This window comes from Mycobacteriales bacterium (assembly GCA_036497565.1).
GTDB lineage: Bacteria > Actinomycetota > Actinomycetes > Mycobacteriales > QHCD01 > DASXJE01.
Map to the genome: position 1 here is coordinate 1 of DASXJE010000240.1, position 25,083 is coordinate 25,083.

Consider the following 25,083-nt stretch of genomic DNA (forward strand, 5'->3'; position numbering starts at 1 on the left):
GAGCCGCCGTTCGAGGTCGGTGGCGCCGGAGACCCGGTGGTCGGACTTCTCCCGGATGACCGCCATGATCAACCCGAGGAGCAGGCCGGCGAGCAGTCCACCGGCAATGGAGTAGGAGGCCTTCGGGCTGGTCGGCGAGCCGGGCAGCTTCGGCTGACTGATGATGCTCCCCGGTGTGACCGGAGTCGTGGTCAGGGCGGTGAGGTTGGTCGACAGATCCGAGATCTGGGTCGAGATGGTGTTCTGCTGGGCCTGGGCGAGGGCCCGGTCCGGGGAGTTCGTCGGTTGGGTCGCGATCCGTCCGGTGACCTGTTGCAGCTGGGCGTTCAGTCCCTTGATCTGGCCCTTCAACGACGTCACCTGGGACGCGACCGACGCCTTCGCGGTGCTGGTCCGATTCGCGAGGTAGGCCTGGGCGAAGGCAAGCGCCCCGCTCTGTGCCTCTTTGGGGTTGGCGGACTTGTAGGCGATCGACAGGATCGAGGAGTTGGGCGGGACGGTCACCGCGACGTTTCCGGCGAGCTGGTCGGCGGGCGTCGTCGTGTGCAGGATGGTCCGCGCGCCACTGGCCACGACGCTGGACTGCACCAGCTGGGCCTCGGTGTCGAGGTTGACGTCGGTCTTCGTCCGGCCGCCGGCCACCGAGGCCGAGGAGGAATTGTCGACGCCGGTCGGGGTGACCAGCACACCGGCGGTGGAGGTGTAGGACTTCGAGGCCACGTGCAGATACGTGCCGGCCAGCAGCACGCCGATGATGAGCCCGGCGACGACCCAGACCCACCGTCGGCGGAGGACGACCCAGTAGTCCACCAGCTCGTACGATTTGGCCCGATCTGTACCATTAGCCATAACTGCGTAAGACCCTTCCCCCACTGCCCTCGCCGGCGCTTTCCCCGAGGCGCGGCGGGGCGGCACGTTCATACTGACCAAGACCGAGCGTAACCAGCTTAGCTGGGAGCGGCGCCAGGTTCCGGACAACCTACCCCTCTCGGCTCCGGCTGGGGACCACCCGTGGGTGATCAGTCAATTACCTATTGGCTGCCCTTGGCCACACTGCGCCCGGCGACAAACGTACGAGCTGGGTGGGGGCCGGGCGCGCACACCGGCACCGCCTCTCCGGCCGTCGCCTGTGACTTCTCTTACCGGTCATCCGGGTTGTGCTCGGAGACGGGTTAACGCACCCGCTGTCCGATTATTTCGGCGGTCTCCGGAGGCCGATTTTCCGGCGCAACTCTCGAATGTCGTCACACGCGTCTCTCGGCTATGGTGTCGCACCAGTGCACGGCCGGCCGATCACCGTCGTGTACTTGGGAATCGGCTAGTACGGAATGGCTGATTACAAGAGGGGGGCCCGCCCATGACACATTGACCGAGACTGGAGTGTCTGAGTGAGTCCATCACGGCAGCGAGAACCAGCACGACATCGACAAGCAACTCCGAGCCGCACGCCGCGACGGGCGCGATCCGCATTCCGGGTCACCACCGTTGCCGCTGTCGCAACGTCCGCTCTGGTGGCGATCGCGACCATTGCGTGGGGTGCGACCGGATCGACGGCCACCACCAAGTCGGCGACGACGTCGGCGGCCACAACCAAGTCAGCCGCAAGTAACGGCTCCTGCTCTCTGTCCGCCGCTCTCGTCCCGGCGTGCGGAGTCCTGCAGGGCGTCGCACCCGGTCAGTTCGTCAACCCGGGTGCCCAAGCGCTCGCCACGTACGAGCAGACCGTCGGCCAGCACATGGACATCTATCACGCCTATCACGTCGCGCCGCAGCTCTTCCCGACGAAGGCGGAGATCGGCATCGCCAACCAGACGGGCAAGCACCGTCTCCTGCTGGAGAACTGGAAGCCCGAGAACGGCCACACCTGGGCGCAGGTCGCCAACGGTGCGTCGGATTCGGTGATCGACAAGGAAGCCGCCTACCTGAAGTCGAACTTCACCGAAAAGTTCTACCTCACCATCCACCACGAGCCGGAGAACGACGTCAATGCGACGGCCGGCTCGGGAAACACCGCGGCGGACTACCGGTTGATGTTCCGGCACGTCGTGCAGCGGCTGCGCAATGACGGCGTCCACAACGCGGTCACCGTGGTGGACTACATGGGCGACCCGGACTGGAGTTCCAAGCCCTGGTTCAACGCCCTCTACCCCGGTGACGACGTCGTCGACTGGATCGCCGAGGACCCGTATGCGTGCGTGCGCGCGGGTAAGTGTGGAGATTTCGCCAACATGGTCAACCGTAGGTACGGGGCGAACTCGCCCTGGCCGGGCTTCTACACGTGGGCGACCACGAAGCACCCGTCGAAGCCGATCATGATCGCCGAGTGGGGTGCGTTCGAGCACAGCGAGACCCCGAACGACAAGCCGGCATTCTTCAAGTCGGCGATGTCCGAGCTGGCGAATTTCCCGAGGATCAAGGCAGTGGTGTACTTCGACTCGCCGCATGCTCCGCGCGGCGACACCCGAGTGAACAGCACCACGATGGCGTTGTCGGTATTCCGCCAGCTCGTGGATCTGCCGTCCCTCCTCAAGGTGATCCTGCCCTGAGAATGATGCCGCTCTAGCACCACGCCTGAATACGCAAGGTCGCCCGGATCGGCGGGAGACCACCCCGGGCCCCGGTCATCCGACCGGGGCCCGGTTGCGTGCCACGGGTTAGGACTCGGGTCGGCGATCTCCGGGATCGCTTCCCGCCGGCAGTTCGACAGTGTCCGGCCGGTCGTCCCCGGCCTGCTCCTGGGACGCCAGCGGTGGGAAACCGTGCCGGTGGCGCAACCACATCCACACCGGCGGTCCGACGACGACGACCACCACCAGGATCACGACGGTGGTGAAGTTGCTGAAGTCGAGCAGCTTGAGGCCCGACGCGAGCAGCACGAAGGCCAACGCCCGGCGGATGATGCCGCCTGGCACGCGCGAGGACAGCGTGGCGCCCAGGTAGACGCCCGGCAGGCAGCCGATCAGGAGCGAGACGGTGATGCCCAGGTGGAAGTCGCCGAACAGCACGTGGGCGAGGGCTGCCGAGGCCACCAGCGGCACCGCCTGGACGAGGTCGGTGCCGACGAGAGATGAGGGCTGCAGCCGCGGGTAGACCGCAATGAGCGCGATGATGATCAGCGACCCGGAGCCGACCGACGTCATTCCGACGAGCAGGCCTCCGATTGCCCCGATCGCCACCGTGCGCAGGATGTGGACGTCGACCACCGGCGCGGCGGTGTAGTCGGTGTCGTCGCTCACGCCATCGGCCCGCCGTCGGGCGCGCTCGAGCATCGACAGGTAGGCCTTGACGATCAGTGATGCCGAGGCGACCAGCAGCGCGATCCCCAGCACGAACTGGATCACGTCGTTGACCCTCGCTCCCGGGCCGATCGCCTTGGCCACGAAGACCCCGGCGAACGCACACGGCACCGACCCGATGCACAGCCACTTCACCAGCGCCAAGTTCACCGTGCCCCGCCGCAGGTGGACCACGCTGCCGACCGGCTTCATGATCGCGGCGGCCACCAGGTCGCTCGACACCGCGGCCAGCGGCTGGATGCCGAAGAAGATGACGAGGATCGGGGTCATCAGCGCCCCGCCGCCCATTCCGGTCATCCCGACGACGACGCCGACGATGAGTCCCGCGAAGGTGAGCCACCAGTTCATCGGTACCTCCCGGTCAGGTAGCCGCGGTCAGTGAGCATCCCCAGCACCGCGCCGACCGCGTCGTGTGCGGAGGTCTGCGAGGTGTCGAGGACGAGGTCGGCGTCCTCCGGCGCCTCGTACGGGTCGGAGATGCCGGTGAACTCCGGCAGCAGTCCGGCCCGCGCCTTCGCGTAGAGGCCCTTGCGGTCGCGCGCCTCACAGACCTCGAGCGGAGTCGCGACGTGCACGAGCACGAAATCCCCGACCTCGGTCACCCGGGCACGGACCTCCGCCCGCGTCGCGGCGTACGGCGCGATCGGTGCGCACAGCGCGATCCCACCGTGCCGGGCGACCTCGGCGGCGACGTAGCCGATCCGCCAGATGTTGAGGTCGCGGTCGGCCCGGGAGAAGGTGAGGCCGGCCGAGAGCAGCCGGCGTACGACGTCGCCGTCGAGGAGGGTCACGGTGCGGCCGCCGCGTTCGAGCAAAGCGTCGTGCAGGCCGCGCGCGATCGTCGACTTGCCCGATCCGGACAGCCCGGTGAAGAACACGACAACACCGCGGCGGTTGCGCGGCGGCCTGGCTGCCCGCAGCTCGGTGGCCACCTCGTCGGGGACGAGCGACGCCGGGAGCTCCGCACCCTCGTCGAGCGCGGCGGCGAGCGTCCCGTGTGCGTCGGTGGTGTCCGGATCGACGAGCAGCGGTAGCGGTGCGGTGGGCGCGTCCCGGTCGGTATGCAGGTGCGTCGCGCCGTAGGCCGCGGCGATGTGCGCCCGCAGCGACAGATCGCGGTCGGGATCGTCGACGGTGGACAGCGGTACGGGGACGATGATGGTGCCCTCGGGGAGGTGCGGGCGGGCTGCGAGCACGGCGCGGATCAGCGTCTCCGGCGGCTGCGTCGCAGTGGTGTCGCCGACCGCGAGCAGGATGAGCACCTGCGCCTGCAGGTCGCCGGCGCGGGCGGCCAGTCGGGTGAGCTCGCCGGTCAGCAGCGGCTCCGCGGTGACCCGGGCGAGCACCGGACTGTTACCCAGCTCGGCGCGCACCTCGCCCGGCGACCGGCGCAGCCCGGCGAACGTGCCGTGCTCGGCGGCCCGCAGTGCCCGGAGCTTGCCGGCTGCCCGCCGGTGGCCATCGGTATCCGGCCAGGTCTCCTCGACGTCCAGAACGGCGAGCGGAGCGCCTTCCGGGTCGGTCAGGACAAGCGAACCGCCCTCGCGTACGTCATCGGCGACGCCGATGGTGATCGGCGCCGGCCACGGAGTGCCGTCGGCGAGTCGGCCGGACGTGCGGACGGCCTCGACGTCAGACTGGCCGAGGAAACCGGTGAGCGGGCTGTAGGCACCGGCCAGGAGGAGCTCCAGGTCACCGAGTTCCCGCGTGCTCGGGACCACCGACGGCAACGTCTGAAGCTCCTCGGGGAGCGGCGCGTCCGGCGCGCTCACCGGCGCTCCGCCGTGGGTCGGGAGACCTTATACATGTATCTCCATCGATTCACTATGGTTTGGGTACAGAGCAAATTGTGTCATGTGATCCGTTGACGGCAAGCGCGAACGCGTCGGTACGCAGGTCAGCCGGTGTTGCGCAGGCCGGCGGCGATGCCGTTGATCGAGAGCAGCAGGGCGCGGCGCAGCCGGACGTCGTCGTCGCCGGTGCGGTGGCGGGCAAGCAGGGCCACCTGCAGGTGGTTGAGCGGTTCGAGATAGGTGTCGCGGACGGCGAGCGTCCGGCGCAGCACCGGCTGCGCGTCGAGCAGGGCCCGCTCGCCGGTGACCCGCAGCACCTCGTCGACGGTGCGGTCGTGCTCGGCCCGGACCATGTCGAAGATGTGCCGGTGCTCGGCGTCGACGAGGGTGTCGACGTAGCGCTCGGCGATCCCCAGGTCGGTCTTGGCCAGCGTCATCTCGACGTTGGAGATGAAGGTCCGGAAGAAGTTCCACTCGGCGTACATCTCGGCGAACATGTCGCCGAGGCCGGCCGCGCGGGCGGCGGCAAGGCCGGATCCGACGCCGTACCAGCCGGGCACGATCTGGCGGGTCTGCGTCCACCCGAAGACCCAGGGGATCGCCCGCAGACCCTCGAGGCCTGCTCCGGAGTCGGGCCGCTTGGACGGCCGGGACCCGATGTTCAGCTCGCCGAGCTGCTCGACCGGCGTACACGCCGTGAAGTACGCCGGCAGCGCCGGCTCGGCGGTGAGCTCCTTGTAGCACGCGTGCGCGTTGCGGGAGATCGTCTCCATGACCTCGTCCCAGCGCGCCATCTGGTCCGGGCTCTGCCGGGAGACCCGGTGCAGCAGTGATCCCTCGAGCACCGCCGCGACCATCAGCTCGAGGTTTTCCTTGGCCAGCGAGGGAAGCGCGTACTTGTCGGAGATCACCTCGCCCTGCTCGGTCACCTTGATCTCGCCATCGAGCGTGCCGTAGGGCTGGGCGAGGATCGCGTCGTGGGTCGGGCCGCCGCCGCGACCGACGGTGCCGCCGCGGCCGTGGAAGAGCCGCAGCCGCACCCCGTGGCGGGCCGCGACGTCACGCAGCGCGCGTTGTGCCTTGTGGATCTCCCACAGCGAGGTGGTGATCCCGGCGTCCTTATTGGAGTCGGAGTAACCCAGCATGATCTCCTGCACGTCGTCGCGCAGGGTCACGATCTGCCGGTACGCCGGCACCTGCAGCATCGCGTCGAGGATCTCGCCCGCTGCCCGTAGCTCCTCGGCCGTCTCGAGCAGCGGCACGAAACCGATCCGGGCCCGCCCGCTGTGCACCCCGATCAGGCCGGCCTCGCGGGCGAGGAGCACCGGAGCGATGACGTCGTCGACACCGCGGGTCATCGAGACGATGTAGCTCTCGATCACGCCGGGACCGAACCGGTCGAGCGCTTCGCGGATGACGCCGAAGACGGCGTAGGTGCGCGCGCCCGCGTCGTCGAGCTGCAGGTCGCTCGACGCCAGCGGCCGGCGGCCGTCGAGCTCGCGGCACAGCAACGCCGTGCGCTCGGCCCGGTCGAGGTCGGCGTACGGCCGGTCCAGCTCACCGAGCCGGTCGAAGAGCTGCGCGAGGACCACGTGGTGGGCGTCGGCGTGTTCGCGGACGTCCATCGTCGCGAGGTGCAGGCCGAACGTCGCCACCGACCGGATGATGCGGGTGAGGCTGGCGTCGGCGACCAGCCGGCCCTTGTGCCCGTGCAGCGAGTCGCGCATCGTCTCGAGGTCGGCGAGCAGCTCGCCGCTGCCGAGGTAGTCGCGGCCCGGTTCGTGCGCCGACCCGGCGGCCAGCCGACTCCGGGTGTTGATCAGCTTCGCGCGGATGCACGACAACTTCAGCCGGTAGGGCTCCTCGGCGTTCATCTGCAGATAACGCGTCTCGACCTCGGGGAGCAGCGCGAGGTCGGTCTCGAGGCTGGCGACGAGGGCCGTCGAGGTGCCGGCGATCCTGCTGGACGACGACAGCGCGTCGATCAGCCGCTCGCACGCCGCGAGCAGGCCGCGGATCGCGTGCTCGTGCTGCAGCAGCAGGACCTGGTCGGTGACCTCCGGGGAGACGTTGGGGTTGCCGTCCCGGTCACCGCCGATCCAGGTACCGAAGGACAACGTCCGCGCGTCGTCCGGCAGGCGCACCGAGAGCCGGTCCAGCTCCTCCGCCAGCTCGTCGAGGACGTCGGGCACGGTGTCGGTGAAGAGCTCGTCGAGGTAGTAGGCGACGTTGCGTGCCTCGTCCATCGGTTCGGGGCGGTGCAGGCGCAGGTCGTCGGTCTGCCAGAGCAGGTCGACCAACGCGGCGAGATCCCGGTCGGCCCGCCGCCGGCCCGCCGGGTCGTGGCGATCGGCGGCCAGCAGGTCGGAGACCGCACGAAGCTTGGTGAGGATGGACCGGCGGGACGCCTCGGTGGGGTGTGCGGTGAACACCGGCCGCACGGCCAGCCGGCCGACGAGGTCCGCGACCTCCTCCGGTGACGCCCCGCTCTCCAGCACCCGGCCGATCGCGTGTTCCAGCCAGCCGCCCTGCCGGGCCCGCGCCCGGCGCAGCTCCATGCCGCGGTGCGTCTGCTCCGCGACGTTGGCCAGATGGAAGTAGGCCGAGAAGGCCCGGACCAGCAGCGTCGCCTGGCCCACGTCGATGCCGTCGAGCAGATCGGCCGCGGCGGCGCCGTCCTCCCGCGTCAGCGCGCGCACCCGCTCGACGAGGGCGAGCAGATCCTCGCCCTCCTGCCGGACCAGCGACTCCCCGAGGGCGTTGCCCAGCCGGCGGATGTCCGCACGCAGGGCTGCGTCGGCGCGTTCGGAATCGACCACGGCGTCCGGCGCGTCCGGAGTCGGCTCGGCAGACATTCGCGGGCCCCTATCGGACTTCGGCGCGGGACGCTTCGGTGGCTGGGCGTACGCGGGTGCTCTGCCCGGATCCAGACTATCGGCTCGCCCGCGTGGCCCGGCCGGGGCTCTGGGGTGGTCGGGGGTGGGGCGACATCGTGCGTGCTACTCGCGGCTACGGCCTCTTTGTGTGAGTACGGCGCACGATGTCGACGGCCGGCGCGCTAGGGCCTCGGGAGATCGGTAGGTGACCTAGGACGCTGTACTCGCATCTTGGCGCGATTTTTGCGAGTAGAGCGTCCGATGTTCGGGGCCTCCGGTCGACATCGTGCGTGCTACTCGCAGCTACGGCCTCTTTGTGCGAGTACGGCGCACGATGTCGCCCTCATTCGATGCGGCGGGGGGTGGGTCCTGCCGCACGTTTGCGCACGAATGTCGGGTGCTGAAGGGCGATGCGAGCGGCGGCGGGTCGGGCGTACCGTGATAGCTAACCCCTGGTCGGCAACTCGTCCGGGGGCGTTTGTGCTGCCAGCCGCCCCAATGGCCTGCCCCGAAGGACCTGATGACCCTCGCCGGTCTGCTCGACACCGCCCTCTCAGATACCGCCCTCGCCGACGCGGTCGCCCGCGCCGGCGCGCCGAGTTTCGACCTCACGGCCCCGCCCGCCATGCGGGCGTTCGCGGTCGCCGCGATGGCCGCCGACCCCGCCCGCGGCGGCGCCGGCCGGCCGGTGTTCGCCGTCACCGCCACGACCCGCGAGGGCGAGGATCTGCTCGCCGCGCTCGGTGACCTGCTCAGCCCGGACGAGGTCGCGCTGCTGCCGTCCTGGGAGACCCTGCCGCACGAGCGGCTGTCCCCGCGGTCGGACACCGTCGGTCAGCGGCTGGCCGTCCTCCGCCGGCTGGCCCACCCCTCGACCGACGACCCGGCGACCGGCCCGCTGCGGGTGGTCGTCGCGCCGGTCCGCAGTCTGCTGCAGCCGGTCGTCGCCGGCCTCGGCGACCTCGAGCCGGTCGCCGTCCACACCGGCGACGAGGTCGACCTCGACCGGATGGTCGAGGCGCTGGTCGACATCGGCTACGCCCGCGTCGATCTGGTCGAGAAGCGCGGCGAGCTGGCGGTCCGCGGCGGCATCGTCGACGTCTTCCCGCCCACCGAGGAGCACCCGGTCCGGGTGGAGTTCTTCGGCGACACGGTCGAGGAGATCCGTCCGTTCGCCGTCGCAGACCAGCGCACGATCGATCCGGCGGAGGGCGCCCCGAGCACCCAGGCGCACGGGCTGTGGGCGCCACCGTGCCGGGAGATGCTGCTCACCCCAGCAGTCCGGGAACGTGCCAAGGAGCAGGCGGCGGCGCAGGCCGCCGCGGGCCGGCCCGAGCTCGCCGAGATGTTCGACCGGCTCGCCGACGGACAACCCGTCGAAGGGATGGAGTCCCTCGCCCCGGTGCTGGTCGACGACCTTCGACCCGTCCTGCACGACCTGCCCGCCGGCAGCCACGTCGTGGTCTCCGATCCGGAGCGGGTACGCGCTCGCGCGGTCGACCTGGTGCGTACCAGCCAGGAGTTCCTCGCCGCCTCCTGGGCGGTCGCCGCCAGCGGTGGCGCCGCGCCGCTCGATCTCGGTGCCGCGGCCTATCACGGCATCGCGGACCTGCGGGAGACCGCGGCCCAGCTGGACATCCCGTGGTGGACGGTCACGCCTTTCAGCGCGGACGCCGAGCTGGACGAGGACACCGCGCTCGTTCCCGCCCGGCAGGCCGACTCCTACCGCGGCGAGACCGCGCGGGCGGTGCAGGACCTCGCCGACTGGATCGCCGACGGGTGGCGGGTCGCCCTGGTCTTCGCCGGACACGGCCCCGCACAGCGGGCCGTCGAGGTGCTCACCGACGCCGACGTACCGGCCCGGCTGTTGGCCGACCTCGCCGAGCAGCCGGCCGAACGCCTCGTCAGTGTCGTCACCGGACAGCTGGAACACGGTTTCGTCAGCGACGAACTCCGGATCGCCGTACTGACCGAGGCCGACATCACCGGCCAGCGCGGGCAGTCCACGAAGGACATGCTGCGGATGCCGTCGAGGCGGCGTAACGCGATCGACCTCCTGCAGCTGGCGCCCGGCGACCTGGTCGTGCACGAGCACCACGGTGTCGCGCGCTACGTCGAGATGGTGCGGCGGACGGTCGGGGGCGGCGAGCGCGAATACCTGATCCTCGAATACGCGCCGGCCCGGAAGGGTCAACCGCCGGACCGGCTGTTCGTGCCCACCGACGCGCTCGACCTCGTCACCCGCTACATCGGCGGCGAGCAGCCGACCCTCAACCGGCTCGGCGGCTCGGACTGGGCCAAGACCAAGGGCCGGGCGCGCAAGGCCGTCCGGCAGATCGCCGCCGAGCTGATCCGGCTCTACTCGGCCCGCACCGCCGTACCCGGATTCGCGTTCGGCCCCGACACGCCGTGGCAGCGGGAGCTGGAGGACGCGTTCCCCTACGTCGAGACGCCGGACCAGCTCGCGGCCATCAACGAGGTGAAGGCCGACATGGAGCGCCCGGTGCCGATGGACCGGGTGATCTGCGGCGACGTCGGCTACGGCAAGACCGAGATCGCCGTACGGGCCGCGTTCAAGGCGGTGCAGGACGGCAAGCAGGTCGCGATCCTGGTGCCGACGACGTTGCTCGCACAGCAGCACTTCTCGACCTTCTCCGAACGGTTCGCCCAGTTCCCGGTCAAGGTCGGCGTGGCGAGTCGCTTCAACACCCCGAAGGAGCAGGAGGCCGTCGTCGCGGGGGTCGCCGACGGGAGCGTCGACGTCGTCATCGGCACCCACCGGCTGCTGCAGAGCTCGACCCGCTTCAAGAACCTCGGCCTCGTCGTGGTCGACGAGGAGCAGCGGTTCGGGGTGGAGCACAAGGAATACCTCAAGACGTTGCGCACCGCGGTCGACGTCCTGTCGATGAGTGCTACGCCGATCCCGCGCACCCTCGAGATGTCGCTGACCGGAATCCGGGAGATGTCGACGATCCTGACCCCGCCGGAGGAGCGCCACCCGGTGCTGACGTTCGTCGGCGCGCACGATGAGAAGCAGGTGGGCGCGGCGATCCGACGGGAACTGCTCCGTGACGGGCAGGTGTTCTTCGTCCACAACCGGGTCGACTCGATCGACCAGGCCGCTCGCCGGCTGCGGGAGCTCGTGCCCGAGGCGCGGGTGGCGGTCGCACACGGCCAGATGTCCGAGGACTCCCTCGAGCGGGTCATGATCGCGTTCTGGGAACGGGAGTTCGACGTCCTGGTCTGCACCACCATCATCGAGTCGGGCCTGGACATCGCCAACGCGAACACGCTCGTGGTCGACCGGTCCGACCTGCTCGGTCTGTCCCAGCTGCACCAGCTCCGGGGGCGGACCGGGCGCGGCCGGGAACGCGCCTACGCCTACTTCCTCTACCCGCCCGAGCGGCCCCTGACCGACACCTCCTACGACCGGCTCACGACGATCGCGCAGAACACCGACCTGGGCGCCGGCATGGCCGTGGCGATGAAGGACCTGGAGATCCGCGGCGCCGGCAACCTGCTCGGCGGCGAGCAGTCCGGGCACATCGCGGGCGTCGGCTTCGACCTCTACGTACGGATGGTGGGGGAGGCCGTGGCCGACTTCCGCCGCTCCACGGGCGACCCCGACGCGGACGGGCCCGACGTCGAGCCGGCCGAGGTCAAGATCGACCTGCCGATCGACGCGCACCTGCCGCACGACTACATCCCCGGCGAGCGGCTGCGCATGGAGGCCTACCGCAAGCTCGCGTCGGCGACCACCGAGGCCGACGTGGCCGCCGTCGCCGATGAGCTCACCGACCGCTACGGCGAGCCACCGCTCCCGGTCGGCAACCTGCTCGCCGTGGCTCGGTTCCGGGCGCATGCGCGGACGGTCGGGATCACCGAGGTCTCGCTGCAGGGCCGCACGGTGCGGTTCTCCCCGATCGCCTTGCGTGAGTCGCAGGAGCTGAAGCTGCGCCGGCTGCATCCCGGCAGCATCTACAAGACCGCCGTGTCGACGATCTCCGTACCGCGACCGTCGCGCGCCTCCGACGGCACCCTGAGTACGCCGCCGCGCCCCGGTCAGGAGCCGGTCCGCGACATCGCGCTGCTGGACTGGTGCCGCGCCGTCATCGACAGCGTGCTCGACACCCCGGCCCCTGTGGAGACCACCGCACCGTGAGAACATCGCGACTTGTGAGACGTTCCGGAATCCGTGCCCTCGCCCTCGCCCTCGCCGCTCTGGGCGCGGTCGGTGCCCTCGCCGGATGCCAGACCCGGTCCTCGACCGCCGCCTACGTCGGCGGGCAGACGATCACCACCAGCCAGCTCGACGCGATGGTCAACCAGGGCCTGGCCAACCCGGTGGTCCGGCAGGTGTGGTCGGGCAAGGAGGCGGCCTACCGCCGGCAGGTACTCGACAACGCGATCTACCACCTGCTCGTGCAGAAGGCCGCGGCGCGTTCGCATCTGGCGGTGAGCGGAGCCGAGGTCAGCGACCTGGTGCAGGGCGTGCAGGCCGGCTCGCAGAACGGCCAGACCCTCGACAAGCAGCTCGCCGGGCTCGGCGTCGCGCACAACGGCGAGGGCGTCTTCTTCCGCGATGTCGCACTGACCGCGGAGCTCGCGATCCAGCAGGGCGCGGCCCCGCTGCCTTCGCAGTACCGCGTCGGCATCATCGAACTGCCGAGCGCGGCGGTCGCGGCGTCGGTGGCGAAGCAGCTGCTGGCCAACCCGGCGTCCTACGCCGCGCTGGCCAAGGCGCACCCGGCGACCAACACCCTGGGCGCACCGGTCGCGGTGACCCAGGCGCAGTTCCAGCAGGCGTTCGGGGCCGCCCACTCGAAGGGCATCAAGGCCGGCACCACCTTCGCCTTGCCGGTGCCCAACGCCGCCGGCCACGTCGCGGTGGTGCACATCTTCACCGTCACGACGCCGAAGCTGGCGTCGCTGCCGGCGAGTCAGCGGGCGCAGACCATCATCAGCGCTTACAACGCCGGTCGGACGCGGGTCGCGACGCACGCCGACGAGAAGATCACCGTCAACCCGCGCTTCGGGATGTGGAACGTCGAGCGCGGCACGATCGGCGACACGGTCAACCCGGCCGTGACCGCGCCGTCGACCAAGGCGGCGGCCGGTCGGTGACCGATCGGCTGCTGCTCGTCGCGACCTCGCCCCGAGTACCGGCCGGTGTCCTGTCCTGGCCCGCCTGGGAGGCGCTGCGCTCCGGGCCCGTCTACACCGCAGACATAGCCGCCGACCAGGCGCGTGCGGTCGCGGCCGCCGGCATCGTCGTGCGCCCGCTCGACGCCGCGGACGAACGCTCCCGCGCCGGTGCATTCCGCGACCACGCCCGCGACGGCGGGATCGCCGTGTGGCTCGCCGGTCCTGACGGCGACGCCGATTTCGCCCGCGCCGTCGGGGATCTGGTCGCCCGCGAGGGTTCGGCGGAGCTGGAGGTCGTCTACGGCTCGTGGGATCCGCCGGGCGCCCGGCTGCTCGACGTCGTGGCCGTGATGGACCGGCTGCGGTCACCGGGCGGCTGCCCGTGGGACGCCGAGCAGACCCATGCCAGCCTGGCGCCGTACCTGGTCGAGGAGACCTACGAGACGCTGCAGGCACTCGAGGACGAGGACGCCGACGCGCTGCGGGAGGAACTCGGCGACGTCCTCCTGCAGGTCGTGTTCCACGCCCGGCTGGCCGAGGAGGGCGCCGAGCCGTGGTCGGTCGACGACGTCGCCGGCGACCTGGTCGAGAAGCTGGTACGACGCCACCCGCACGTCTTCGCCGACGTCGAGGTGTCCGGCGCCGCGGAGACGTCGGCCAACTGGGACCGCATCAAACGCACGGAGAAGCGGCGCGAATCAGCCGTCGACGGCGTACCGCTGACCCTGCCGGCGCTGCTGCTCGCCGCGGCGCTGCAACGCCGGGCGGGCCGGGCCGGCGTACCGGAGTCGCTGTGGACGGAGCTCGCAGCGGCACGGGGGTCGGGAGAGGTTGCGGAGGCGGTGCTGCGCCGTGATGCGCTGCGGTTCCGCGACGACCTGAGGTCCGCCGAGCGCGTCGCCCGCGCCGACGGCCAGGATCCGTCCACATTGGACTCTGAGGGCTGGCTGCGCTACTGGCCGGCCGGTCAGGACGGGTCGGAGCCGTAGACGGTCGGCACCCAGAAGAGCAGCGCGGCGAACAACGCCGTCGACAACCCGAAGCCCACCGACCCGAGCCCGTCGATGTAAGACCACAGCAAACCCATGATGGGCGCGGCGAGGAGCAGCGCGACGTCGCCGCGCGCCTGCCGGGCCATCGACACCGGTGCCGTGCCCGTCCACTCCGGATCGCCGGCACGCCGGCGTTCGGCCCCCTGCGACCAGCGGCCCGCGTTGCTGCGGTGCTCGCCGCGGGGCGGGGTGGCCCGGCGCCAACCGGACGGCCAGATCACAGTTCCGCCGATGTCGACGACGACACCGCCGCGCTCCGGGTTGCCGTGGATCGCAGCGGGCGTGCCGGTCATCAGGTCGCCGAGGACGGGCTCCCAGAACACCGGCACCCACGACTCACGACGGTTCCGGTCGATCACCAGCCAGCTGCGTTGGATCAGGCCGACCTTCGTGTGCACCCGGGAGACCGGAAGCGTGGTGACCGGCTGACGGGCCAACAGCACCCGTCGAGTGACGCGGACCGCAGTGACGGCAAGAGCGACGGCCAGCACCACGACCACCAGCACCGACTCGCCGAGCAGTACGCCGAGCAGGGTGTAGTTCGTGTCACCGTCGGCGTATACCCGGCGCGGATCGTCGGGCACGTAGTGCAGCGACACCCGGGTCCCGCGGGGCACCGACACCGAGCCGGGGAAGGTCACCCGGCCGACCTGCCGGGTGCCGCGACTGTCGGTCCACCGCACCGTGGCCGGCCGGGGGTTTCCCGAGCCGACCGAGACCACCACACCGGAGGCCCGCGCCGTCGCCGGTGCGAGCCGGTCGCTGACCGTGTGGGCGCGCACCAGCAGCGCGACGAGGATGGCGAGCCCGACCGCGAGCAGCGGAACCAGCCCGAGCATGATCTGGCGCACCGCCCGCAGCCGCCAGAGCCCTCTCACGGGCGGCACTATTCCACCCGCCCGTGCGATCCGGCCGACAACCCGGCCGCCGGTGGTCGCGGTTCCCCCCGGCGGGGCAGTCCGGTGCACCTCCGCGTGGCAGCTAGGCTCGGTCGCGACATTCGGGGGCTGCACCAGCCACCGATCACGATCATCGCGAAGGGAGTCGCGGAGTGGCGACGATCGAGGCCGTCGGCGCGCGGGAGATTCTCGATTCGCGCGGTAACCCCACCGTCGAGGTGGAGGTCGCGCTCGACGACGGCACCTTCGCCCGGGCGGCCGTGCCGAGTGGCGCGTCGACCGGCCAGTTCGAAGCCGTCGAGGTCCGCGACGCCGACTCCGGCCGCTACGGCGGCAAGGGCGTCACCCGGGCCGTCTCGGTCGTCCTGGACGAAATCGGGCCGCAGCTGGCCGGATTCGAGGCCAGCGAGCAGCGCCTGGTCGACGGACGTCTGATCGACCTCGACGGCACGCCGGACAAGTCGCGACTCGGCGCCAACGCCATCCTCGGGGTGAGTCTCGCGGTCGCGCGGGCCGCGGCCACCTCCGCGGACCTGCCGTTGTTCCGCTACCTCGGCGGGCCGAACGCGCACCTGCTGCCCGTGCCGATGATGAACATCCTCAACGGCGGCGCGCACGCCGACAGCAATGTCGACATCCAGGAGTTCATGATCGCGCCGGTCGGCGCATCCACCTTCGCGGAGGCGCTGCGCTGGGGTGCCGAGACCTACCACGCCCTGAAGGGCGTGCTGAAGTCGAAGGGCCTCAACACCGGACTCGGTGACGAGGGGGGCTTCGCGCCCGACCTCAAGGCAAACGTCGAGGCGCTCGACCTCATCGTCGAGGCGATCCAGCTCGCCGGCTACAGCCCGGGCCACGACATCGCCCTCGCACTCGACGCCGCGGCCACCGAGTTCCACGGCGACGGCGGCTACCGGTTCGAGGGCGGCGTCAAGACCGCCGACGAAATGACGGCCTACTACGAGCAGTTGGTGACGGCCTACCCGATCGTCTCGATCGAGGACCCGCTCGCCGAGGAGGACTGGGCGGGATGGGGGCATCTCACCGCCGTCCTGGGCGCGCGGGTGCAGATCGTCGGAGACGACCTCTTCGTGACCAACCCCGAGCGGCTGCGGCGGGGCGTCACCGAAGGGTCCGCAAACTCGCTACTGGTGAAGGTCAACCAGATCGGCACCCTCACCGAGACCTTCGCTGCCGTCGACCTCGCCCACCGCAACGGGTTCACCTGCATGCTGAGCCACCGTTCCGGCGAGACCGAGGACACCACGATCGCCGACCTCGTCGTGGCGGTGAACGCCGGCCAGATCAAGAGCGGCGCCCCGGCCCGCTCGGAGCGGGTCGCGAAGTACAACCAGCTGCTGCGCATCGAAGAGGAACTCGACGACGCGGCCCGCTACGCCGGCGTCCTGGCGTTCCCGCGGTTCCACCAGGAGGGCGAGGTCTAGTCGATGCGGCTTCCTCGTCGCACCCGCCAGCAACGTTGGCGACGGCCGGGCCGGGGGAATGCCCGCCCGAGTACCCGGCCCAGCACCCGCCGCCAGGCCCGGTCCGCGAGTCGACCGGAGCCGTTGCGCCGCCGCAACGCCGGGGAGCCCGTGGTCAGCGCGCCGGCGAAACTGTCGCCGATCCGGCGGCGGCGACTGACCACCCGGGCGATCGTGCTCGCCGCGGTCGTCTGTGCCCTCGCACTGAGCGTCTCCTACCCGCTCCGGCAGTACGTCGCCGAGCGCGGCCGGATCACCGCGCTGGAGCAGGACAACGCGCGCCGACAGGCGCAGGTGAGCGCGTTGGAGAAGCGCAAGGAGGACCTGACCGACCCGGCCTACATCAGGTCCGAGGCCCGGCGCCGGCTGCAGTACGTCATGCCCGGCGACACCGCGTTCGTGGTGGTCACCAAGGGACGCCCGGCGGCACCCGGCCGGGCCGCCCGCGCGACGCGGCAGGGCCAGCACGGTCCGTGGTATTCGCAGCTGTGGGACTCCGTGCAACGGGCCGACCAGGCCCGCTGATCCGTGGCAGCTCCGATCGACGCCGAGGACGCGCAGGTCGTCGCCCGCCAGCTCGGCCGGCCGACCCGCGGCAGGCAGTCGGTCGCCCACCGGTGCCCGTGCGGGCTGCCCGACGTGGTGGCGACCGCCCCGCGGCTCGACGACGGCACGCCGTTCCCGACGCTGTACTACCTCACCTGTCCGCGCGCGGTGTCGGCGGTCGGCCGGCTCGAGGGGTCGGGCGTGATGGCCGAGATGACCGACCGGCTGGCCGCCGACCCCGACCTGGCTGCCGCCTATCGCGCGGCGCACGAGGACTACCTGGCCAGGCGCGCACGGCTCGGTGACGTGCCCGAGATCGCGGGCGTGTCGGCGGGCGGCATGCCGGCGCGGGTCAAGTGCCTGCATGTGTTGGCCGCGCACGCACTCGCCGCCGGGCCCGGGGTCAACCCGCTCGGGGACGAGACCCTCGACCGTCTTCCGCAGTGGTGGAGCCGCGGGCCGTGCATCCGCGACGCGGAGGCGGACCGGTGACCCGGGTCGCGGCGATCGACTGCGGCACCAACTCGATCCGGCTGCTCATCGCCGACGTCGACGATGGGGCACTGGTCGACGTCGTCCGCACCCTGCGGATCGTCCGGCTCGGCCGCGGCGTCGACCGCACCGGTCGACTCGACCCGGCGGCGATCGAGCGCACCCGCCTCGCCCTCGCCGACTACGCCGCCGAGGTCGCGCGGCTCGGGGTAGCCCGCACCCGAATGGTCGCCACCAGCGCGACGAGGGACGCGGCCAACCGGGCGGACTTCCACGACATGGTGCGCGACACCCTCGGCGCGCCGGCCGAGGTCATCAGCGGAGACGAGGAGGCCGCGCTGTCCTACGCCGGCGCCGTGCGCGGACTCGACGTGCGGGAAGCTCCGTACCTCGTGGTCGACATCGGCGGCGGATCGACCGAGTTCGTGCTCGGTGACGCCGCGGGCATGTGGTCCGGGCGCAGCGTCGACATCGGCTGCGTGCGGCTCACCGAGCGGCACCTGCGCGACGACCCGCCGAGCCCGGAGCAGATCGCCGCCGCCGAGGCCGACGTCCGCGCCGCCCTGGGCCTCGTCCGGGAACGCGTGCGGGTCGACGAGGCGCGCTCCTTCGTCGGCCTGGCGGGGTCGGTGACGACCGTGGCCGCGCTTGCCCTCGGCCTGACCGACTACGACGCGGCGCGTATCCACGGGAGCCGGATCGCCGCCGCCGACGTACGCGCGGTCGCCGACCGGCTGCTTGCCACGGATCAGGCGACCCGTGCGGCCAATCCGGTCATCCACCCCGGCCGGGTCGATGTGATCGGAGGCGGCGCCCTCGTGCTCCGGGTGCTGGTCGACGAGCTGTCGGTGCCGGAGGTCGTCGTCAGCGAACACGACATCCTCGACGGCATCGCCTGGTCGCTGGCCCGGCGATGACCAGCCCGGGGCTCCGGCTCGAGACCTTGACGGTGCCCGCCGCCGACATCGGCCCGGTCAATACGCTCCCGCCGCTGACCGGTCCGATGGACCTGCACCAGCAGGTGCAGGCACCGTTCGCCGACCCGGAGATGGCGGCCAACCTCGACTACGGCCGGCTCGACTCCGTGCTGCCCTACCTCGCCCAGGACGGCTACACGCGCGACCGGCGGCCCACCGACCTCGCCGTCGCCGTCCTGGAGAACGACGTCCTACGGGCGACGTTCCTGCTCGACTACGGCGGCCGGCTGTGGTCGCTGGTGCACCGGCCGACCGGGCGGGAACTGCTGCACCGCAACGCGATTCTGCAGCCGGCCAATCTCGCGCTGCGCAACGCATGGTTCGCCGGAGGGGTGGAGTGGAACATCGGCGCGACCGGCCACACCCCGCTGACCTGCGCGCCGGTGCACGCCGCCCGGGTCACCCGCGCCGACGGCACGCCGGTGCTCAGGCTCTACGAGTGGGAGCGGATCCGGGAGCTCAGCTACTGCGTCGAGGCCTGGCTGCCGCCCGGCTCGCCGGTGCTGCTGGTGCACGTGCGGGTCGTCAATCCGCGCCGCCACGAGACGCCGATGTACTGGTGGTCCAACACCGCCGTCCCCGAGACTCCGGACGTGCGGGTGATCTGCCCGGCCGACTCGGCGTACCACATCGGCGACGACCGGCGCCTGCGCACGGTCGGAGTCCCGGATTACGACGGGGCGGACGTGAGCTACCCGGCCCGGGCGGGCCGGGCCGCCGACTACTTCTTCGACGCCAGAAGTGCCGACCGGCCGTGGATCGCGGCGCTGGACGGGGCCGGCTCCGGCCTGGCGCAAGTCTCCACCGGACGCCTGATCGGGCGGAAGTTGTTCGTGTGGGGCCGCTCGACCGGCGGCCGGCGGTGGCAGGAGTTCCTGTCCGGCCCGGACGCGGCGTACACCGAGATCCAGGCAGGCCTGGCCCGAACCCAGCTGGAGCACCTGCGGATGCCGGGCGGAGCCCGCTGGTCGTGGGTGGAGGCCTACGGCCTGCTGCAGGCCGATCCGCGGCAGGTGCACGGGCCGTGGGCGGCGGCGCGCCGGGCCGTGGGCGCGGCGGTCGACGCCCTGGCGTCGTCGTCGTCGCTGGACCGTGCCCTGGCCGACGCCGAAGGTGCCGCCGACGACCCGCCCGAGCAGATCCTGCATGCCGGGTCGGGGTGGGGTGCCCTGGAGCACCGCCGCCGGGCCCGCGCCCACGAGGAGGCCGTCGACCTGCCCGGTACGCCGTACCCCGACGACACGCTCGGCGCCGAGCAGGAGCCCTGGGTGCGGCTGCTCGAGACCGGCTGGCTGCCGCCGTCGCCGCCCGACGAGCCGCCCGCGTCGTACGTCGTCGGCCCGGCGTGGCAGGCGCTGCTGGAGCAGACCGCGGACGGCTGGCTCAGCTGGCTGCACCGCGGCGTGGCCCGTTGGCAGGCCGGCGACCGCGCCGGCGCCCGGCTGGCGTGGGAGTCCTCGCTGGCGGAGGAGCCGACACCGTGGGCGATGCGCAATCTCGGGGTCGCCGCGATCGTCGAGGGCGACCCGACCGCAGGGTCGCGCAGGCTGCTCTCCGCGCACCGGAGCGCGCCGCGGATCCGGTCGCTGACGATCGAGACCGTGCAGGCGCTGCTGGCCGCGCGCCAGCCGGACGAGGTACTCGCCGTCGTCGACGATCTCGGCCCGGCCGACCGCAGCGACGGCAGGATCCGGGCGGCCGAAGCATGGGCCGCGGTCGAGCGCGGCGACGTCGACCGGGCCGGGGGTCTGCTGGCCGACGGCATCGAGCTGGCCGACCTGCGCGAGGGCGAGCGGTCACTCGACGAGCTGTGGTTCGCCTACCACGAGGCGCGGGCGGCGGCCGAGACCGGACATCCGGTGGATCAGGCGACACGGGAGAGGATCCGCCGGGCGCATCCGCTGCCGCCGGCCTACGACTTCCGGATGACGTGACCGCCAGGCCGCTCCCCCCGGTGCGCTAGCGTGCGAACTCGCCGCCCTCGTCAGCCCCCCGTGGAGGACCAGCACCGTGAGCCACGTCGACACCGAGATCGCCAGCCAGCCGGCGTGCTGGCGGTCCGCGATCGAGCTCGCCGCCGATGCCCGGGGCCTGCCCAAGCCGGGTGAGCGGGTGGCCGTCATCGGGTGCGGCACGTCGTTGTTCATGGCCCAGGCCTACGCCGTGCTCCGGGAGACGGCGGGGAAGGGTGAGACCGATGCGTTCGCCGCGTCGGAGTTCCCCGCGGCCCGGCGCTACGACCGGGTCGTCGCGCTCAGCCGGTCCGGGACGACCACCGAGGTGCTCACCGCTCTGGGTCAGGTGCCCGCCGGAACCCCGACCGTCGCCCTGACCGCCGATCCGCGGACCCCGGTCGGCCGGGCGGCGACGGAGACGGTCGTGCTCGACTTCGCCGACGAGAAGTCGGTGGTGCAGACCAGATTCGCGACGAGCGCCCTGGCCCTGTTGCGCGCGCACCTGGGCGAGGACGTCGACACCCTCGGGGCACAGGCCGAGCAGGCCGTCGATGCGCCTCTCCCCACCGGCGCGATCGAGGCCCGCCAGTTCACCTTCCTCGGTCACGGCTGGACGGTCGGCCTGGCGAACGAGGCGGCACTCAAGCTGCGCGAGGCGTCGAACTCCTGGACCGAGTCCTATCCGGCGATGGAATACCGCCACGGCCCGATCAGCATCACCGACGCCGCGAGTTGTGTCTGGGCCTTCGGGCCGCCGCCCTCCGGCCTCGCCGACGACGTCGCCCGGACCGGCGCGACCCTCGTCGTCGGCGACCTCGACCCGCTGGCCGACCTCATCCGGGCCCAGCGGCTCGCGGTGGTCCTCGCCGGAGCCAAGGGCCTCGACCCGGATCAGCCGCGCAACCTCTCCCGGTCGGTGATCCTGCCGGCCGGCCCGGCCTAGTGGCGCGACCGGTGAGCAGCGCAGTCGTCGGTCTCGACGTCGGCGGTACGGCGGTCAAGGCCGCGGTCGTCGACCGGCAGGGCCGCGTCCTGCGCGCCGACCGGCGGGCGACCGGCGTTGCACACGGAGTCGATGCCGTGATCGCCGGGCTGGGCGACCTGGCCGTCGACCTCGTCGAGCAGGCCGGTGCCGACGGCGTGACAGTGGCCGGCGTCGGTGTCGTCGTCCCCGGCGTCGTCGACGAGACCGACGGTGTCGCGGTCTACGCAGCGAACATCGGCTGGCACGACGTACCGCTGCGCTCCCGCCTCGAACAGCGGCTCGGGCTGCCGGTCGCGCTCGGGCACGACGTACGCGCCGGCGCGGTCGCCGAAGGGCTGGTCGGCGCGGCGCGGGACGCGACCGACTTCCTCTTCCTGCCGATCGGCACCGGTATCGCCGGCGGGATCGTCCTCGACGGACGGCCCTACGCCGGTGCGCACACGCTCGGTGGCGAGATCGGGCACACCCCGGCCGTCCCCGGCGGCGATGTCTGCGCGTGCGGCCAGCGCGGCTGTCTCGAGACCTACGCCTCGGCGGCCGCGATCGCCCGCCGCTACGCCGCCGCCGGCGGCACCCCGGGCCTCGGCACGGACGAGATCATGGACCGCACCGACACCGACCCGGTCGCCCGGCGGGTCGTCGGCGAGGCGATCGATGCTCTCGCCACGTCGCTCACGACGTACACGATGGTGCTCGATCCGGACCTGATCGTGATCGGCGGCGGGATGGCGGCGGCGGGTGAGCGGCTCTTCGGCCCGCTGCGCGCCGCGATCGCGGCCGGGCTCTCGTTCCACCCGCCGGTGCAGCTCGTGCCGGCCGCCCTGGGTGGGCAGGCCGGCTGCCTCGGCGCCGCCGTGCTCGGCTGGGGTGTGGCCGGCGTCGCGGTGGACGACCTCGGCTGGGAGCCGGTGGCCGGTCCGACGACGGCGGGCGCGCGATGACCGTGCTCACCGGTGCCCGGGTCGTCGTACCCGAGGGCGTGCTCGACCCCGGCTGGGTGCAGGTCGAGGGCGAGCGCGTCGCTGCGGTCGGCCCGGGCCGGCCGCCCGCCGACGCGGGTGCCGGGACCGACCTCGGCGGCGCCTGGCTGCTTCCCGGTTTCGTCGACCTGCACGTGCACGGCGGTGACGGCGGCCGGATCGATGAATCGGCCAAGGGCCTCGCGACCAGCGTGGCCTTCCACCGCCGGCACGGCACCACCCGCACCCTCGCCAGCGTCGTCACCGCGCCGGTCGAGCAGATGGCCGCCGCGGCCGGGTGGATCGCCGACGCCGTCGAGGCCGGTCCGACCGAGGACGGGCACGTCGTCGGCTGCCACTTCGAGGGGCCCTTCCTGTCCGCGCTGCGGTGCGGGGCGCAGGACACCGACGCGATGATCGACCCCGATCCCGCGGTCTGGCGACGGCTGGTCGACGCGGGCCGCGGCACCGTCCGCATGATGACCATTGCGCCCGAGCTTTCCGGCGGGGTCGACCTAGTGCGCACCGTCGCTGCGGACGGCGTGATCCCGGCGATCGGTCACACCGACGCGCACTATGAGGACGCCGAGGCCGCGATCCGGGCCGGTGCCCGGGTGCTCACCCACACCTTCAACGGGATGCGCGGACTGCACCACCGCGACCCCGGCGCGGTCGCCGCCGCGGTCGACGGCGGCCTGGTGTGCGAGGCGATCAACGACGGCATGCACCTGCACGACGCGGCGCTGCGGCTGCTGGCCCGGCTGGTCGGCGACCGGCTGTGCCTCGTCACCGACGCCATGGCCGCCGCCGGGGTCGGCGACGGCGAGTACGACCTCGGCAGCAAGCGGGTGACCGTCACCGACGGCAAGGCCGTGCTCGCCGGCGGCGGGTCGATCGCCGGAAGCACCCTGACGATGGGCCACGCCGTACGACGGGCCGTGCACGACGTCGGTCTGCCGATCGAGGCGGCGGCGCGGGCCGCGGCCACCACCCCGGCCCGGGTGCTGGGCGGCGCCGACCGGTTCGGCGCGATCGTCGCCGGTCTCGACGCCGACCTGGTCGTGCTCGACGACGACCTGGGCGTCGACCGGGTGATGGCGCTCGGCCGTTGGTCGCCCCGCTAGCCGATCACCGCGACAGACATTCCGATTAGGAGCCACCGTGCCACTCGTCCCGACCGCTGAACTCGTCGACTCGGCGCGCGCCGCAGGCATCGGCGTCGGCGCCTTCAACGTCATCACCGTCGAGCATGCCGAGGCGATCGTCGCCGGCGGGGAGCGGGTCAGGCGGCCGGTGATCCTCGCCATCAGCCAGAACGCCGTCCGATTCCACGGCGGGGTCTACCCGATCGCCGCCGCCGCGGCCGCCGTCGCCCGGGGCGCCGGCGTACCGGTGGGGTTGCACCTCGACCACGTCGACGACGAGGACCTGCTCCACCAGGCCGGCGACGCCGGGTTCAGCTCGGCGATGTATGACGCATCCCGCCTCGACTACGCCGACAACCTCGCGGCCACCCTTTCCGCGGCGACCTGGGCGCACGAACGCGGTTTGTGGCTGGAGGCCGAACTCGGCGAGGTGGGTGGCAAGGACGGCGCCCACGCCCCCGGGGTACGCACCGACCCCGACGAGGCACGGGACTTCGTCGCGGCCACCGGTGTCGACGCACTCGCCGTCGCGGTCGGCAGCTCACACGCGATGACCGAGCGCACCGCTTCCCTCGACCTCGAGCTGATCGCCCGGCTCCGCGCGGCCCTGGAGGTGCCACTCGTCCTGCACGGGTCCTCCGGCGTACCCGACGAGGACCTCGCCAAGGCGGTCACCGCCGGCATGGTCAAGGTCAACATCGGCACGGCGCTGAACACGGCGTTCACCGGGTCGGTGCGCGCGTTTCTCGCCGGCGATGAGAAGTCGGTCGACCCGCGGCGCTACCTGGCGCCGGCCCGCGACGCGATGGCCGACACCGTCGCGCGCCTGCTCGGCGCACTCACCGGCAGCTGACCCGGGCGCACCCCGGCCCAACCCCCATGATCAAGAGGGGATTCTGACACGAAACGCCGTACGAATCCCCTCTTGATCATCGGAGGGCGGCGGGCGGCCGCGCCCCCGACTTTCCATGATCGTGATCGGATTCGGTCGGCGTTTCGCGGCGAAATCCGATCACGATCATGGAAGGACACTCGGGGGGCGGGTTAGGGCTTTTCCTCGTCGACGCCGGGAGGGAGCCGACCGGTCAGGGTCTGGTACGTCGCGGCGGCACCGCGGTTGGCGACCACGCGGGCACCGGCGACCACCACCCCGGAGATCGCGGCCCACACCAGCGCGTCGAGCCAGTCGACGTTGGGCGCGGCCGGGTTCTTCGGCGGCGCGGAGCCGCGGGAACGGCGCCACACCTTCTCCAGCGTCTTGTTGACCACGATCCCGGTGGGTACGGCGTAGGCCAGTCCCAGCACCTTCCAGCCCACCTTGCCGACGGAACCTGCCACCGTGGACCACCTCCTCGCCGCGCTGCATCTGTCGTCCCTGATCATGCCCTGCCCGGCCGGTCTCCGCGCCGTCCCCACCCGACGGCCCGTCGCGGTGTCGCGCCGTCCGTGATTGGGTGGTCGCCGTACCGGTCGTCACGG

19 protein-coding genes are annotated in these 25,083 nt (G+C 72.0%); 13 read left to right on the forward strand and 6 right to left on the reverse strand.

Annotated features, from left to right (window positions below):
• A partial coding sequence (locus tag VGH85_19420; GenBank protein ID HEY2175982.1) for a Wzz/FepE/Etk N-terminal domain-containing protein occupies positions 1 to 810 on the reverse strand: 810 nt, incomplete at its 3' end.
• Between the two features lie 701 nt (positions 811 to 1,511).
• Between VGH85_19420 and VGH85_19425 the strand changes: the two genes are divergently transcribed.
• Complete coding sequence (locus tag VGH85_19425; protein HEY2175983.1) at positions 1,512 to 2,546, forward strand: hypothetical protein; 1,035 nt, start codon at positions 1,512 to 1,514, stop codon at positions 2,544 to 2,546.
• Between the two features lie 108 nt (positions 2,547 to 2,654).
• Here VGH85_19425 and VGH85_19430 read toward each other — a convergent pair whose 3' ends face one another.
• From VGH85_19430 to ppc, 3 genes are all read right to left on the reverse strand, one after another.
• Positions 2,655 to 3,644, reverse strand: a complete 990-nt coding sequence (locus VGH85_19430) for a sulfite exporter TauE/SafE family protein (protein ID HEY2175984.1) — start codon at positions 3,642 to 3,644, stop codon at positions 2,655 to 2,657.
• Positions 3,641 to 5,068 carry an adenylyl-sulfate kinase gene (cysC, locus tag VGH85_19435; protein ID HEY2175985.1) on the reverse strand — a complete coding sequence of 476 codons (1,428 nt, stop codon included), beginning with the start codon at positions 5,066 to 5,068 and terminating at the stop codon, positions 3,641 to 3,643. Before cysC ends, VGH85_19430 begins: the two co-directional genes overlap by 4 nt.
• 125 nt (positions 5,069 to 5,193) lie before the next feature.
• A complete protein-coding gene (gene ppc / locus VGH85_19440) occupies positions 5,194 to 7,944 on the reverse strand; it encodes a phosphoenolpyruvate carboxylase (GenBank protein HEY2175986.1) in 2,751 nt (916 codons plus the stop codon).
• Between the two features lie 541 nt (positions 7,945 to 8,485).
• On the opposite strand from ppc, the gene mfd reads away from it, so the two are divergent.
• From mfd to VGH85_19455, 3 genes are read left to right on the forward strand one after another with little or no spacing between them, the layout of a single operon-like run.
• Positions 8,486 to 12,127, forward strand: a complete 3,642-nt coding sequence (mfd, locus tag VGH85_19445; GenBank protein HEY2175987.1) for a transcription-repair coupling factor — start codon at positions 8,486 to 8,488, stop codon at positions 12,125 to 12,127.
• Between the two features lie 14 nt (positions 12,128 to 12,141).
• Entirely contained in the window at positions 12,142 to 13,089 is a 948-nt protein-coding gene (locus VGH85_19450) for a SurA N-terminal domain-containing protein (protein ID HEY2175988.1), read from the forward strand.
• Positions 13,086 to 14,099 carry a MazG family protein gene (locus VGH85_19455; GenBank protein HEY2175989.1) on the forward strand — a complete coding sequence of 338 codons (1,014 nt, stop codon included), beginning with the start codon at positions 13,086 to 13,088 and terminating at the stop codon, positions 14,097 to 14,099. The genes VGH85_19450 and VGH85_19455 overlap by 4 nt, the downstream gene beginning before the upstream one ends.
• On the opposite strand, the gene VGH85_19460 is transcribed toward VGH85_19455, so the two are convergent.
• Positions 14,078 to 15,040 (reverse strand): hypothetical protein, encoded by a 963-nt coding sequence (locus tag VGH85_19460; GenBank protein ID HEY2175990.1) that lies wholly within the window; start codon positions 15,038 to 15,040, stop codon positions 14,078 to 14,080. The genes VGH85_19455 and VGH85_19460 overlap by 22 nt on opposite strands.
• A 173-nt stretch (positions 15,041 to 15,213) precedes the next feature.
• On the opposite strand from VGH85_19460, the gene eno reads away from it, so the two are divergent.
• The 9 genes from eno to VGH85_19505 all read left to right on the forward strand — a co-directional run bounded on the left by eno (position 15,214) and on the right by VGH85_19505 (position 24,457).
• Positions 15,214 to 16,506, forward strand: coding sequence for a phosphopyruvate hydratase (gene eno / locus VGH85_19465; GenBank protein ID HEY2175991.1), 1,293 nt, complete (start codon positions 15,214 to 15,216; stop codon positions 16,504 to 16,506).
• 150 nt (positions 16,507 to 16,656) lie between these two features.
• A complete protein-coding gene (locus tag VGH85_19470; protein ID HEY2175992.1) occupies positions 16,657 to 17,070 on the forward strand; it encodes a septum formation initiator family protein in 414 nt (137 codons plus the stop codon).
• A gap of 3 nt (positions 17,071 to 17,073) precedes the next feature.
• On the forward strand, positions 17,074 to 17,583 hold the full coding sequence (locus tag VGH85_19475) for a DUF501 domain-containing protein (protein HEY2175993.1): 510 nt from the start codon (positions 17,074 to 17,076) through the stop codon (positions 17,581 to 17,583).
• A complete protein-coding gene (locus VGH85_19480; protein ID HEY2175994.1) occupies positions 17,580 to 18,500 on the forward strand; it encodes a Ppx/GppA phosphatase family protein in 921 nt (306 codons plus the stop codon). Before VGH85_19475 ends, VGH85_19480 begins: the two co-directional genes overlap by 4 nt.
• Entirely contained in the window at positions 18,497 to 20,494 is a 1,998-nt protein-coding gene (locus VGH85_19485; protein ID HEY2175995.1) for a DUF5107 domain-containing protein, read from the forward strand. The genes VGH85_19480 and VGH85_19485 overlap by 4 nt, the downstream gene beginning before the upstream one ends.
• A 76-nt stretch (positions 20,495 to 20,570) precedes the next feature.
• A complete protein-coding gene (locus VGH85_19490; GenBank protein ID HEY2175996.1) occupies positions 20,571 to 21,458 on the forward strand; it encodes an SIS domain-containing protein in 888 nt (295 codons plus the stop codon).
• Positions 21,459 to 21,469: 11 nt separating this feature from the next.
• Positions 21,470 to 22,441, forward strand: a complete 972-nt coding sequence (locus VGH85_19495) for an ROK family protein (GenBank protein HEY2175997.1) — start codon at positions 21,470 to 21,472, stop codon at positions 22,439 to 22,441.
• The gene (gene nagA, locus VGH85_19500; protein ID HEY2175998.1) at positions 22,438 to 23,583 is read left to right on the forward strand and encodes an N-acetylglucosamine-6-phosphate deacetylase; all 1,146 of its coding nucleotides are present in this window, start codon (positions 22,438 to 22,440) and stop codon (positions 23,581 to 23,583) included. Before VGH85_19495 ends, nagA begins: the two co-directional genes overlap by 4 nt.
• Before the next feature lie 37 nt (positions 23,584 to 23,620).
• Positions 23,621 to 24,457, forward strand: a complete 837-nt coding sequence (locus VGH85_19505; protein ID HEY2175999.1) for a class II fructose-bisphosphate aldolase — start codon at positions 23,621 to 23,623, stop codon at positions 24,455 to 24,457.
• Between the two features lie 191 nt (positions 24,458 to 24,648).
• Here VGH85_19505 and VGH85_19510 read toward each other — a convergent pair whose 3' ends face one another.
• Complete coding sequence (locus VGH85_19510) at positions 24,649 to 24,942, reverse strand: DUF4235 domain-containing protein (GenBank protein ID HEY2176000.1); 294 nt, start codon at positions 24,940 to 24,942, stop codon at positions 24,649 to 24,651.
• Between the last annotated feature and the right edge of the window lie 141 nt (positions 24,943 to 25,083).